15 protein-coding genes are annotated in these 12,435 nt (G+C 75.4%); 8 read left to right on the top strand and 7 right to left on the bottom strand.

The window, feature by feature from the left end; all coding sequences use genetic code 11:
* Positions 1 to 18 precede the first annotated feature (18 nt).
* On the bottom strand, positions 19 to 993 hold the full coding sequence (locus tag AC1050_RS18060) for a metallophosphoesterase (protein WP_482388791.1): 975 nt from the start codon (positions 991 to 993) through the stop codon (positions 19 to 21).
* A complete protein-coding gene (locus AC1050_RS18055) occupies positions 993 to 3,398 on the bottom strand; it encodes a transglycosylase domain-containing protein (protein WP_482388790.1) in 2,406 nt (801 codons plus the stop codon). Before AC1050_RS18055 ends, AC1050_RS18060 begins: the two co-directional genes overlap by 1 nt.
* Before the next feature lie 248 nt (positions 3,399 to 3,646).
* Here AC1050_RS18055 and AC1050_RS18050 point away from each other — a divergent pair, with 248 nt between their 5' ends.
* The 3 genes from AC1050_RS18050 to AC1050_RS18040 are packed head-to-tail and all read left to right on the top strand — an operon-like array spanning position 3,647 to position 4,613.
* Entirely contained in the window at positions 3,647 to 3,946 is a 300-nt protein-coding gene (locus AC1050_RS18050; RefSeq protein WP_482388789.1) for a WhiB family transcriptional regulator, read from the top strand.
* A 26-nt stretch (positions 3,947 to 3,972) separates the two neighbouring features.
* Complete coding sequence (gene sp36 / locus AC1050_RS18045; protein ID WP_203669286.1) at positions 3,973 to 4,134, top strand: Sp36 family protein; 162 nt, start codon at positions 3,973 to 3,975, stop codon at positions 4,132 to 4,134.
* Positions 4,131 to 4,613, top strand: coding sequence for a RidA family protein (locus AC1050_RS18040; protein ID WP_482388788.1), 483 nt, complete (start codon positions 4,131 to 4,133; stop codon positions 4,611 to 4,613). The genes sp36 and AC1050_RS18040 overlap by 4 nt, the downstream gene beginning before the upstream one ends.
* A 67-nt stretch (positions 4,614 to 4,680) precedes the next feature.
* Here the strand turns inward: AC1050_RS18040 and AC1050_RS18035 are convergent, their stop codons facing one another.
* Both AC1050_RS18035 and AC1050_RS18030 read right to left on the bottom strand, forming a co-directional pair.
* Positions 4,681 to 5,358 (bottom strand): Crp/Fnr family transcriptional regulator, encoded by a 678-nt coding sequence (locus AC1050_RS18035; protein ID WP_482388787.1) that lies wholly within the window; start codon positions 5,356 to 5,358, stop codon positions 4,681 to 4,683.
* A 50-nt stretch (positions 5,359 to 5,408) separates the two neighbouring features.
* Positions 5,409 to 5,831 carry a hypothetical protein gene (locus tag AC1050_RS18030; protein ID WP_482388786.1) on the bottom strand — a complete coding sequence of 141 codons (423 nt, stop codon included), beginning with the start codon at positions 5,829 to 5,831 and terminating at the stop codon, positions 5,409 to 5,411.
* Between the two features lie 159 nt (positions 5,832 to 5,990).
* On the opposite strand from AC1050_RS18030, the gene nth reads away from it, so the two are divergent.
* The gene (gene nth / locus AC1050_RS18025; protein ID WP_482388785.1) at positions 5,991 to 6,695 is read left to right on the top strand and encodes an endonuclease III; all 705 of its coding nucleotides are present in this window, start codon (positions 5,991 to 5,993) and stop codon (positions 6,693 to 6,695) included.
* 12 nt (positions 6,696 to 6,707) lie between these two features.
* Here the strand turns inward: nth and AC1050_RS18020 are convergent, their stop codons facing one another.
* The 3 genes from AC1050_RS18020 to AC1050_RS18010 form a co-directional block, all read right to left on the bottom strand.
* Entirely contained in the window at positions 6,708 to 7,631 is a 924-nt protein-coding gene (locus tag AC1050_RS18020) for an alpha/beta fold hydrolase (protein ID WP_482388784.1), read from the bottom strand.
* 11 nt (positions 7,632 to 7,642) lie between these two features.
* Positions 7,643 to 8,914, bottom strand: coding sequence for a Na+/H+ antiporter NhaA (nhaA, locus tag AC1050_RS18015; RefSeq protein ID WP_482388783.1), 1,272 nt, complete (start codon positions 8,912 to 8,914; stop codon positions 7,643 to 7,645).
* A gap of 85 nt (positions 8,915 to 8,999) precedes the next feature.
* Positions 9,000 to 9,734, bottom strand: a complete 735-nt coding sequence (locus AC1050_RS18010; protein WP_482388782.1) for a winged helix-turn-helix transcriptional regulator — start codon at positions 9,732 to 9,734, stop codon at positions 9,000 to 9,002.
* A gap of 216 nt (positions 9,735 to 9,950) precedes the next feature.
* Here AC1050_RS18010 and AC1050_RS18005 point away from each other — a divergent pair, with 216 nt between their 5' ends.
* From AC1050_RS18005 to AC1050_RS17990, 4 genes are all read left to right on the top strand, one after another.
* Positions 9,951 to 10,688, top strand: coding sequence for a hypothetical protein (locus tag AC1050_RS18005; RefSeq protein ID WP_482388781.1), 738 nt, complete (start codon positions 9,951 to 9,953; stop codon positions 10,686 to 10,688).
* A gap of 39 nt (positions 10,689 to 10,727) precedes the next feature.
* On the top strand, positions 10,728 to 11,156 hold the full coding sequence (locus tag AC1050_RS18000; protein ID WP_482388780.1) for a TlpA family protein disulfide reductase: 429 nt from the start codon (positions 10,728 to 10,730) through the stop codon (positions 11,154 to 11,156).
* Between the two features lie 30 nt (positions 11,157 to 11,186).
* On the top strand, positions 11,187 to 11,672 hold the full coding sequence (locus AC1050_RS17995) for a DUF4395 domain-containing protein (protein WP_482388779.1): 486 nt from the start codon (positions 11,187 to 11,189) through the stop codon (positions 11,670 to 11,672).
* Between the two features lie 172 nt (positions 11,673 to 11,844).
* A complete protein-coding gene (locus tag AC1050_RS17990; protein WP_482388778.1) occupies positions 11,845 to 12,435 on the top strand; it encodes a heme-binding beta-barrel domain-containing protein in 591 nt (196 codons plus the stop codon).

The following is a 12,435-nucleotide window of genomic DNA, read 5'->3' as shown; positions in this document are numbered from 1 at the left end:
TGCCCGTGAGCCCCGCGATCAGGCAGCGACGAGCGTCAGCAGCGTCGCCTCGGGCCGGCAGGCGAACCGCACCGGGGCGTACGGGGAGGTGCCGAGGCCGCCGCAGACGTGCAGCCAGGTGGAGTCGGCACCGCCGCGCTCGTCCGGGCGGGCGCCGGGCCAGCCGTGCAGACCCTTGGCCCGGCCGCGGTCGAGGTCGCAGTTGGTGACCAGGGCGCCGTAGCCGGGGATCGCGAGCTGGCCGCCGTGCGTGTGCCCGGCGAGCACCAGGTCCACCGCGTCCGCGTGCATGGCGTCGAGCACCCGCACGTACGGCGCGTGCGTGACCCCCAGGTGCAGGTCGACGTCCCCGTGGCCGGCGCGGGTGACACCGGCGTCGTCGCGGGTCGTGGCCGGGCGGACGTCGTCGGTGCCGCCGGCCGCGGGGAACCGGTCGCGGTCCAGGTGGGCGTCGTCCGTGCCGACCAGGGAGATGCGCCGGCCCGCGGCGGTGACCTCGCCCCGGCGGTTGGTCAGGTCGACCCAGCCGGCCGAGGTGAACCGGCGTCCCAGCTCGCGCCACGGCAGCTCCACCGGCGGCGCGGCCGGGGTGGTGCGGGCGTCCGGCAGCAGGTACCGGGCCGGGTTCTTGGGCGACGGCGCGAAGAAGTCGTTGGACCCCCACACGAACGCACCCGGCGTCGTCAGGTGCGGCTCCAGCGCGTGCAGGAGGGACGGCATCGCGTCCAGGTGCGCCCAGTTGTCACCGGTGTCGACGACGAGGTCGGGCTGCAGCGACGCCAGGTCGCGCACCCAGTCGACCTTGCGGTGCTGGCCCGGCGTCAGGTGCAGGTCGGACAGGTGCAGCACGCGCAGCGGGTCCTGGCCGTGCGGCAGCACGGGGACCGTGACCTCCCGCAGCGTGTACCAGCGCGCCTCGACGACGCCCCAGGTCAGCGCGGCCGCGCCCGCGAGGGCGGCACCGCCCACGGCCCGGGTGACGGGGTGCGGCACTAGCCGTTGCCCCGGCCGTTGCCGTTGTTCTCGCCGCCGCCACCGCCGGGGTTCTCGGCGGCCGGCGGCGCCGCTCCGGGCCCGCTCGACAGCGTCAGCGTCACGGTCGTCCCCGCGGGAGCCGCACCGGACGGGCTCTGGCTCACCACGGCGCCGGGCGTGATGTCGGAGGGGGTGGACCCGCCGACCGTCGCGCCGAACCCGGCCGCCTGCAGCTCGGCGATGGCCGTGTTCTGGTCCTTGCCGACGACCGACGGCATCGGGACGGAGCGGCCGTAGATGCTCGTGCTGCTGGGGGCCGTGAACCCGGGGTTCGGCTGGCCGTCGGCCAGCACCTGGTCCATGGCCCGCCGCCAGGTGGCGCCGGCGACCGTCGCACCGAACACGTTGCGGATGTACTGGCCGTTGATCGTGATCCGCTGCATCGGCGTGAAGGAGTCGGCGAACCCGACCCACACGGCGGAGACGAGACGCGGCGTGTAGCCGACGAACCAGGTCTGCTCGTTCTCGCTGGTGGTGCCGGTCTTGCCGGACGCGGTGTAGCCCTGCGGCGCGCCGAGGCTGCGCGCGGTGCCGTTCCAGACGTTGCTGAGCGCGTAGTTCATCGAGTTGGCGACCTCGGGGTCGATCGCCTGCGCGCAGCCCGCGTCCGGGATCGGGATGTCCTCGCCGTCGGCGTTCTTGACGTTGGTGATGGCGATCGGCCGGCAGTAGACGCCGCCGGACGCGAACGCCGCGTACGCACCGGCGAGGGCGAGCGGGGTGGTCGAGTCGGACCCGAGCACGCTGGACGGGAAGGTGTTGAACCGCTGGCCCTCGACCCCGCTCGGCGACTGGACGACGCCCAGCGCCGCGGCACCGTCCATGATCCCGCACAGGTCGAGCTGCATGGCCATCGTCAGGTACGCGAGGTTCACCGAGTTCCGGGTCGCGTCCATCACCGTCATGGTGCCGGCGCCGCCCTCGGAGTTGCCGGGGGTCCAGCTCCGGTTCGCGCCCTTGACGCCGCACGAGGTGAACTGGTTCTCGTTCAGGGGGCGCACGCTGCCGTTGACGCGCTCGTTCAGGCTGTGGCCCTGCTTGAGCCACTCGAGCAGGGTGAACGGCTTGAACGTCGAGCCCGGGGCGAAGCCGCCGGACCCGCCGTACGAGAACGAGGCGTTGTAGTTGACCGACAGGTCGCGCCCGGCCGCCTCGGCGGTGTTGTTGTAGTTGCGGTTCTGCGCCATGGCCTTGATCTGGCCGGTCCCCGGCTCGACCACGGAGATCGCGGAGCCGACGCCGGACGGGTCGTCGACCGGGACGCCGTTCTTGACCTCGGTGTCGGAGATCGTCTGGATGCGGGAGTCCAGCGTCGTGGTGATGGTGAGGCCACCGCGGTACAGCAGGTCCTCGCGCTCCTCGGGCGTCTCGCCGAAGGCCGGGTCGTTCCGGATCACGCGGGTGACGTAGTCGCAGAAGAAGCCCGACCCCTGCACGACGTTGCCCGCCGCCATGCAGCCGCTCTGCGCCTCGCTGACGCGCAGGGTGTCCGGCAGCGGCGTGGCGATGCCGGCGTCGTACTCCTCCTGCGTGATGAAGGCCTCGCGCAGCATGAGCCGGAGCACGATGTCGCGCCGGCCCTGCGACGCCTCGGGGTTCTTCACCGGGTCGAACGCGGTCGGGCTCTGCGTGATGCCGGCGATCGTCGCCGCCTCGAGGTACGTGAGGTCGACCGCGCCCTTGCTGAAGTACCGCCGGGCGGCGGACTCGACGCCGTAGGTCGCCACGCCGAACTGCGCGATGTTCAGGTAGTTCTCGAGGATCTGGTCCTTCGTGAGCTCCTTCTCCAGCGCGATCGCCAGCTTGGCCTCGCGGAGCTTGCGCGCGTAGCCCTCGGCCCCCTCCGCCTCACGGGCCGCCTCGGCCGCGGCGAGGTCGCCCTCGCGGACGGCGGTCTCGATGAGCACGTTCTTCACGTACTGCTGCGTGAGGGTCGACGCGCCCTGGGTCGAGCTGGTGATCGAGTTCTGCACCAGCGCGCGCACCATGCCGGCGGGGTCGATGCCGCCGTGCTGGAAGAACCGGCGGTCCTCGGTCGCGATCACCGCGTTCTGCATCTGCGGCGACACCTGCTCCAGCGACACCACGACGCGGTTCTCCGAGAAGAACTCGGCGAGCACCGAGCCGTCGGCGGCGAGCATGACGGACTTCTCCGACAGCGGCTTGCGCTCCAGCTCCGACGGGAGGTCCTCGAACGCCTCGGCGCTCAGGTCCGTGGCGGTGTTCGCCACGGCGACCGTGGGCAGCACGAGTCCGGCGGTCAGCAGGCCGCCGACGCCGGCGGTCAGCACGAAGGCGAGGAGCAGCGCCACCGCCTGCACGACGGTGACCTGCCGCCCGCGCGGCGTGGGGGAGGAAGGCATGCCGGAAAGGGTACGGGAGGCCCCTGAGCGCGCGGGGGCGGTCTCGGGCGCCCGCGGGGACCTGCACGGTACCTGCACACGCGCGTCCGCGTGCGGCGACCTGGCACGACAACCCGAACGGAGGATGCCCCGGGCACCCGTCACCCGATACGGTCGCCGGGCAGGGGGACTGCCGAACCGTCCGCCGGGGAGCGCTCGCGCGTCCCGGCCCGGGACGGCCCGTCCCGTACCTAGGGGACGAGGGACGTATGACGATCGCAGGGCCCGACGGGCACTGGACAGCGGCCGCCGCGTGCGGCACGGGCAAGGTCGCACCGGACGAGCTGTTCGTGGAGGGGGCGGCGCAGCGGGACGCGCGCTCCGTGTGCGGGGGGTGCGTCGTTCGGCTGCAGTGCCTCGCCGACGCGCTGGACTCCCGCGCCGACTTCGGCGTGTGGGGCGGGATGACCGAGCGCGAGCGCCGTGCGCTGCGCCGTCGCCGCCCCGAGGTCGAGTCGTGGTACGACGAGCTGGTCGGCGTGGACGCGGCGCAGGCGGTCGCCACCTGACGCGGCACCGCCGCTAGGGTGGCGGCATGGCCACCACCACGTGGGAGTACGCGACCGTCCCCCTCATCGTCCACGCGACCAAGGCGATCCTCGACCAGTGGGGGCAGGACGGCTGGGAGCTCGTCCAGGTGCTCCAGTCCGAGACCGGGCTCGTCGCCTACCTGAAGCGCCCGACGGGCGAGCGGTGAGCGGCGCCGTCCTCGCGCGCCTGGCGGAGCTCGGCATCGAGCTGCCCCAGGTCGCCGCACCGGTCGCCGCCTACGTGCCGGCCGTGCAGACGGGGCCGTACGTCTACACGTCCGGCCAGCTGCCGTTCGTCGCGGGCGAGCTCCCGGTGACCGGCAAGGTCGGGACCGGCGGCGGGCAGGTCTCCGCGGAGACCGCCCAGGGCCTGGCCCGCACCGCCGCGCTGAACGCCGTCGCGGCGGTCGCCTCCCTGGTCGGGGACCTGGACCGGGTCGTGCGCGTCGTCAAGGTCGTCGGCTTCGTGGCGAGCGACCCGGCGTTCACCGGGCAGCCGGGCGTCATCAACGGCGCCAGCACGCTGCTGCACGAGGTGTTCGGCGAGGCGGGCGTGCACGCGCGCTCGGCCGTCGGGGTCGCCGTGCTGCCGCTGGACTCGCCGGTCGAGGTCGAGATCGTCGTGGAGCTGGCTCCCGGCGCCTGACCGCCGCACGCACCGACGGCCCGCACCCCGGCGAGGGGTGCGGGCCGTCGTCGTCGGTGCCGCGGCGTCAGCGCGCGCGGCGCTCCAGGCGCTCGAGGTCCAGCAGCACGATGGCGCGGCCCTCGCGGCGGACCCAGCCGCGGGCGGCGAAGTCGGCGAGCGCCTTGTTCACGGTCTCGCGGCTGGCGCCGACGAGCTGCGCGAGCTCCTCCTGCGTCAGGTCGTGCGCGACCCGGACGCCCTCGTCGGTCTGCTGGCCGAACCGGTGCGACAGGTCCAGCAGCGCCTTGGCGACGCGGCCCGGGACGTCCGAGAACACCAGGTCCGCGAGGGCGTCGTTGGTGCGGCGCAGCCGGCGGCCGAGGGCCCCGAGCAGGTGCTTGGCGACCGTCGGGTTCTGCTCCAGCCACGGGATCAGGTCGTGGTGGCCGAGCTCCAGCACGACCGCGTCGGCCAGGCCGGTCGCGGTGGCGGTGCGCGGGCCGGGGTCGAAGAGCGACAGCTCGCCGAACATCTCGCCCGGGCCGAGCACCGCGAGCAGGTTCTCGCGGCCGTCGCTCGACCGGCGGCCGAGCTTGATCTTGCCCGAGCGGATCACGTACAGGCGGTCGCCCGGCTCGCCCTCGTGGAACAGCACCTCGCCGCGGCCCACGTGCAGCGGCACCATCGAGGCGAGCAGCGTCCTCGACGCGTCGGGGTCCATGTTCGCGAACAGGGGCGCCGTGAGCACGACGTCGTCCTCCACTGGGAGAACCTCACCTTCTACCGGGATGTGACGGTCCTCAGTCTGCCTCATCACGCGCGGGCAGGACCGCGGAGCGCGTCGACACCGCCCTCGGTGACGTCCCGGGCCAGCTGGTCGATGTACCGGTCGGTCAGGTCGCGCAGGGCGTCCTCGAGCCGCATCTCGTACCGCGCGAGGCGCAGGTCCAGGTCACGCAGCCGCGGCAGCTCGTGCACCTCGGCGATCGGCAGGGCGCCGCGGACCGCGGCGGCGAGCTCGGCGGCGGGCGGCACGTCGCCGGCGGCGGAGCCCAGGACGGCGCGGACGTCGGGGCACGCACCGGGGGCCTCGGGGGGCGCGGCGGCCGCGACCGCGAGCTCCAGGCGGTCGCGCACCAGCCGGCGCCACCGGACCACGTGCTGGTGCTCCAGGCGCAGGGAACCGCGCTGGCGTCGCAGCTCGACGAGCTGGTCGGCCGGGCTGGCCAGGGTCATGCGGTCCGCCGTCTCTCTCGCGTCGGCCCGCAGCTGCAGCCCGTCCTCTCCTCCTGGTTCGACGCGCGGTGGTCCCGACTTGAGGACCTGGTCATGTGATCCACTTCGCGGTCACTCCCCCGGAGGAACGCGTTGGGCCGGGGGATCTACGCTGGGCCGGTGAGCAGCGTCCCCGTGCCGGCCGACCGCCCGTCGACGGCGCTCGTGCGCCGGGCGCGGCGCGTGAACCGGGCGCTCGCGGTCCGCTGGCCCGACGCGCGGTGCGAGCTGGACTTCGCCTCGCCCCTGGAGCTGCTGGTCGCCACCGTGCTGTCGGCGCAGACCACGGACGTCCGGGTCAACCAGGTCACGCCGGCGCTGTTCGCCCGGTACCCCGACGCGGCCGCGTACGCGGGCGCGGACCCCGAGGAGCTCGAGGGGCTGATCCGGCCGACGGGGTTCTTCCGGGCCAAGGCGCGGTCGCTGCAGGGCCTGGGCCGCGCGCTGGTCGAGCGGTTCGACGGCGAGGTCCCGCCGCGGCTCGAGGACCTGGTGACGCTGCCGGGGGTCGGCCGCAAGACGGCCAACGTCGTGCTCGGCGACGCGTTCGGCATCCCGGGGATCACCGTGGACACGCACGTCGGCCGGCTGGCCCGCCGGCTCGGCTGGACCACGCAGGAGGACCCGGTCAAGGTCGAGCAGGACATCGCCGCGCTGATCCCGCGCGCGGAGTGGACCCTGCTGAGCCACCGGCTGATCTTCCACGGCCGGCGGACCTGCCACGCCCGCAAGCCGGACTGCGCGACGTGCCCGATCACGCGGGACTGCCCGTCGGCGCTCGTGCGGGTGGGGGTGCCTCCGGTGCCGCCCGTGCCGCCGGCCTGACGACCGGCCCCGTCAGCCGAGCTCGCCCAGCCAGTCCCGGAGCAGCGCCGAGATCCGCGCCGGCTCCTCCTCGGGCAGGTAGTGCCCGGCGCCGGACAGCATCTCGAACCGGTACTGCGGGCCGAGGCGGCGCGCCACGGAGCCGTCGGCCATCGCCCGGGACACCGAGTAGCAGCCGTCCGAGCCGCCGTGCACCTGCAGCGTCGGCACCGGCTCGGCGGCGCGCAGGGCGATCGCGTGCCGGCGCCCGTCGGCGCGGGCGCCGGACCGGTACAGCCAGCGGACCTGCTCCAGCGCCGAGTGCGCGGCGAACGGGACCTGCGCGGCGCGCCGGTACAGGGCCAGCGCGGCGGGGTCCGGCCAGCGCGGCCCGCCCCACTCGCGCAGCAGCCGCGCGACCAGGTCGCCGTGCGTCATCGACCGCTCGGGCAGGTACGGCACCTGGACGGCCGCCATCCGGCGGGCGGCCCGGGCGCGCAGTCCCGACCGCGGGTCGGCGCGGCGCAGCAGCGGGTGCGGGGACGACAGCACCGCCACGCCGCGGGTGAGCCCCGGGTGGTAGGCGGGCATCGCCCACGCCACGTCGCCGCCGCCCACGCCGTGCCCGACGACGACCGCGCGGTCGCAGCCGAGCGAGCGCACCACGCCGGCGACGTCCCGCGTGAGCGTGGGGACGTCGTAGCCGATCGGCGGCTTGTCGGACCCGCCGGTGCCGCGCAGGTCCATCGCGACGACGCGGTAGCCGTCCTCGGCGATGGCGGGCAGCTGGTGCCGCCACGCCCACCACAGCTCGGGCAGGCCGTGCAGCAGCACGACGAGAGGGGCGTCGCGGTCGTCGGGGCCGGCGACGGCGACGTGGAACCGGGCGCCGTTGGCGGGCACGAAGTGGTGCCGCCACGGGCCGTCGAGCAGCAGGGCGGCGGAGTCGACGGTCATCGGGTGCGAACCTACCGCGTCCCGGCGGCTCCCTGGTGGACTCGGTGCTGCCGGTCGCGCCACGCCAGCGCGGACCCGCCGAGGACGGCGGCCGTCGTGGAGGCGATCAGGATCGCGACGGTGAGGTGCTCGTCGTGGGGGCTGCCCTCGCCGAACGCGAGCTCGCCGATCAGCAGCGAGACGGTGAAGCCGATCCCGGCGAGCAGCCCGACCGCCCCGACGTCCCGCCAGTGCAGGTCGGGCGCGAGCGCCGCGCGGGTGAACCGGGCGACCAGCCAGGTCGCGGCCAGGATGCCGATCGGCTTGCCCACGACCAGCCCGACGGCGACCCCCTGCGCGACGGGGTCGCCGACCGCGGCCGCCACGGCGGCGCCGGAGAGCGGGACGCCGGCGGCGAAGAGCGCGAACACCGGGACGGCGAAGCCGGCCGACACCGGCCGCCACCGGTGCTCCAGGCGCTCCGCGACGCTGGCCTCCTCGCCGGGACGGGCGAGGGCGGGCGCCGTGAGGCCGAGCAGCACGCCGGCGATCGTGGCGTGCACCCCGGACGTGTGCATGAGCGTCCACGCGGCCACGCCGAGCACCAGCAGGCCCAGCTGCCGCGCCGCACCGCCCCGGCGGGCACGCACCAGCCAGGCGAACGCGGCGACGGCGAGCAGCGACGCGGCGAGCGTCAGCAGCTGGATGCCCTCGGTGTAGACGACCGCGATGACGACGATCCCCAGCAGGTCGTCCACGACCGCGAGCGTGAGCAGGAACGCGCGCAGCGACGCCGGCAGGCTCCGGCCGACGACCGACAGCACCGCGACGGCGAACGCGATGTCGGTGGCGGTGGGCACGGCCCAGCCGCGCAGCGCGCCGTCGGCCGCGGTCGCGTTCACCGCGACGTACAGCAGGGCGGGCACCACCATCCCGCCGACGGCGGCGACGACCGGGACCACGGCGGTCCGGGCCTGGCGCAGCTCCCCGGCGACGATCTCCCGCTTGAGCTCGAGGCCCACGACGAAGAAGAAGATCGCGAGCAGCCCGTCGGTCGCCCAGGCGGACAGGCTCAGGTCGAGGTGCAGCGCGGCCGGCCCCACGACGGTCTCGGACACGGTCGTGTAGGACGCGGCCCAGGGGGAGTTGGCCCAGACGAGCGCCGCGACCGCCCCGATCAGCAGCAGCACGCCGCCGGTGCGCTCGGCGCGCAGGGTGTCCAGGAAGTTGCTGCTGCCGCCCGGCGTCAGCGCCCCGAACAGCGTGCGCGGTTCCGGGCTGGGGGGTGGCGCGGACTGGGTCACCGGGAGGCCTCCGGGAGATCGACGAGCGGCGACGCCGACCCGACTTCCCGGCACACCGCCGACGACTGTAGCCGCCGGTGCCGGCTCAGGCCTCGGCGGGGACCTCGGACGGAGCCGCCGTGCCCGTGCCCTCGCCGGAGCGCCGGTCCTTGGGCGGGTCGAACCGGTAGCCGACGTTGCGGACGGTCCCGATCAGCTGCTCGTGCTCCGGCCCGAGCTTCGCGCGCAGGCGCCGCACGTGCACGTCGACGGTCCGGGTGCCCCCGTAGTAGTCGTAGCCCCACACCTCCTGCAGCAGCTGGGCGCGGGTGAACACGCGGCCCGGGTGCTGCACCAGGTACTTGAGCAGCTCGAACTCCTTGTAGGTGAGGTCGAGCGGGCGGCCGCGCAGCCGGGCGGTGTACCCGCCGGCGTCGATCATCAGCTCGCCGGAGGAGATCTCCTGGGGCTGGTCGTCGTAGGCGGAGGACGCGGCGCGCTCGATGACGAGCCGGAACCGGGTCTCGACCTCGGCGGGCGTGGCGTTCTCCAGCACGATGTCGTCCGCGCCCCACTCGGCGGTGACCACGGTGAGCCCGCCCTCGGTGAGGACCAGCACGAGCGGCACGGTGAGCCCGGTCGCGCGCAGCAGGCGGCACGTGGTGCGGGCGGTGACGAGGTCCCGGCGCGCGTCCAGCACGACGATGTCCGCGTCGGGCGCGTCCACCAGCGCCGACGGCTCCACGGGCAGCACCCGCACCCGGTGGGACAGCAGCCCCAGCGCCGGGAGCACCTGGGCGGAGCCTCCGGACGCGGGCGTGAGCAGCAGCAGGTCGGCCACGATGAACCCTCCTCCCGTCCGAATTGGGGGACACGGTACAGCGTGGATGTCACGTCAGATGGCGCGGGCCGGACGCACCAGGGTCCCGCCGGCCCGGCCGGACGGCGACCGGGCGGGCCGCGCGGGCCCCGGAGAACCCGCGGCGACGGCGGCCCGATGCCGGTCGGACGGGCCGGGGATGCGAGGATGGCGCCCGTGCAGGCGTCGAATCGTGCCGTGACCACGGCGGTCCTGGCGACGCTCGTCGCCGTTGCCGGTGTCCTCGCCGGGCTCTCCCTCGCGGGGCGGGACGGGGTCGTCCTGGCCGCCCTCCTCGTCCTCCTCTCGCTGGTGTTCGCCGTGGGCTGGCCGCTGGTCGCCGGCCTGCCCGCGCGGGTGGGCAGCGGCGTGGTCATCGGCCTCGCGGGCACCGTCTCCGTGGTGGTCGTGCACGTCACCGCGACCGAACCGCTCCTGGGGGCCGTGCCGGCGGTGTTCGCCGGCGCGGTGCTCGCCTCGTTCGTCGCGGAGCTCGCGCGCCGGGACGGGCGCGAACGGCTGGTCGAGTCGGTCGCCGGCACCGTCGCCGGGGCGCTGGTGCCGGTCTGCGCGGCGGGGTGGCTGGCCGCCGAGCGGACCGGGGCGGGCGACGCCGTGGTCGTCACGGGCGCCGTGGCGCTCGCGGTCGGGTCCGCCGTGACGGCGCTGCCGCTGCGCGGCTGGGCCGGTGCCGGCGCGACCCTGGGGGCGGCGACCGCGGGCGGCCTGGTCGCCGGGGCGGCGCTGCCCGCGGTGGGCCTGGTGTCCGGCGCGCTGCTGGGTGCGGCGGTCGGCGTGCTGTGCGCCGCCGCGGACGCCCTGTTCGACCGCATGGCCGTCCTGGAACATCGTCTCGCGGGCTGGGCGGTCGCTGTGCTGCCCGTGGCCGTGACCGGCATCCTCGTCTACGTCGTGGGGCGCGTGCTGGTGGGCTGAGGCGGCCCCGGCGTCCCGCAGGACGGGACGGGGGTCCGCGTGGGGCTGCGCCTGCTGCTGGTCCTGGCCGCGCTCGCCCTGGCCCTGGCGATCGGCCTGCTGTGGCGTGCGCGGAACGGCCGCTTCGGTGCCGTGGCCGGCGACGACCGGCTGACCGCGCGCGACGTCGGTGTCCCGCTCGGGAGCGCGGCGACGTTCGTCCAGCTGTCGTCCGAGGTGTGCGCCGCGTGCCGCGGCACCGCCGCGGTCCTGGGCGACCTGGCGCGGCAGACCGACGGCGTCGCCCACGTGGAGCTCGCCGCCGAGCACCGGCTGGACCTGGTCCGCCGGTTCGGCGTCCTGCGCACCCCGACCGTCCTGGTGCTCGACCCGGCCGGGACCGTGCGCGGCCGGCTGTCCGGCGCCACGACCCGCGTGCAGGCGCTCGACGCCCTCACGCACCTCGACGCCGCGCACGCCGCCCGGTGACCCGTCCCCCGTCCCGCCGGAAGGTCCGTCGTGCCCCCTGAGCCCCGCACCACCGCCACCCCAGCCACCGCCACCACCGTCGTCCCCGCCGGCATCGACCCGCGCGGCCCCCGGGTCGGGGCCGGGATCACCGCGGTCCTGCTCGTGGTGGTGCTGCTGCTGCCCGGGGCGGCGGCCACCGTCGCCCTCGCGGTCGTGGCGGCCCTGTTCGCGGTCGGGGCCGTCCGGGGTGCCCAGGGCTCCGTGCAGGGCATGCTGTTCCGGGCGCTCGTCCGGCCGCGGCTCGGGCCGCCGGCGGGCACCGAGGACCCGCGTCCGCCGCGGTTCGCGCAGCTGGTCGGCCTGGTCATCACGGCCGCGGGCGTGCTGCCGGCGCTCGCGGGCGTCGGCGCCGCGGTGCCGGTGGCCGCGGTGCTGGCGCTGGTCGCGGCGACGCTGAACGCCGCCGTCGGCCTGTGCCTCGGCTGCGAGCTGTACCTGCTGGGCGCCCGGCTGCGCGGCGGCGCCCGGGCCTGACCGGCGCGGGACGGGAAGGCGCGGGCCGGTTCCGTCGTTAGGATCGGTGCATGCACGCACTCGAGATCGTGTTCATCGGCCTGCTCGTCGCTGCGACGATCGCGATCGGCTGGTTCTCATTCTTCGTCGTGTACCGGCTGTTCAAGGGACAGCGCTGAGCAGAAGGGCCCCCATGGCGTTCACCATCCCCGAGGGCCTCGCGCCCGAGGTGTACCCGCTGGCCTGGCTCGTCGGCCGCTGGCACGGCGAGGGCGTCGTCGGCTACCCGGGTGTCGAGGAGACGGCGTTCACGCAGGACGTGGTCGTCGACCACGACGGCGGGCCGTACCTGTCGTACACGTCCACCATCCGGCTCGTCGTCGTGCCGGACGACGCCTCGGCGCTGGGTGACGACGGCGCGACGGGCGACGCCGCCCCGGCGGGCGCGGACGGCGAGGGCGCCGTCTGGTCCACCGAGCAGGGCTACTGGCGCATCCCGCCGGACCGGCCGGAGGGCATGGGGTCCGAGCTGTTCCCGGTGGAGCTGCTGCTGGCCGACCCGTCCGGGCACGTCGCCGTGTACGTCGGCGCGACCGGCAACGGCCGGATCGACCTGGTCAGCGACGTCATCGCGCGCACCGCGACCGGTGCGGACATCGCGGCGGGCAAGCGGCTGTACGGCCTGGTCCAGGGCGACCTGATGTGGGCGCACGACCTGGCCGCCTTCGGGCACGAGCTGCAGTCCTACGCGTCCGCGCGGCTGAGCCGCGTGGCCGGTGACTGA

This window comes from Cellulomonas sp. NEAU-ZC6 (genome assembly GCF_056844425.1).
The sequence above is the reverse complement of the archived record's forward strand: the minus strand, read 5'-3'. Positions and strand labels throughout refer to the sequence as shown.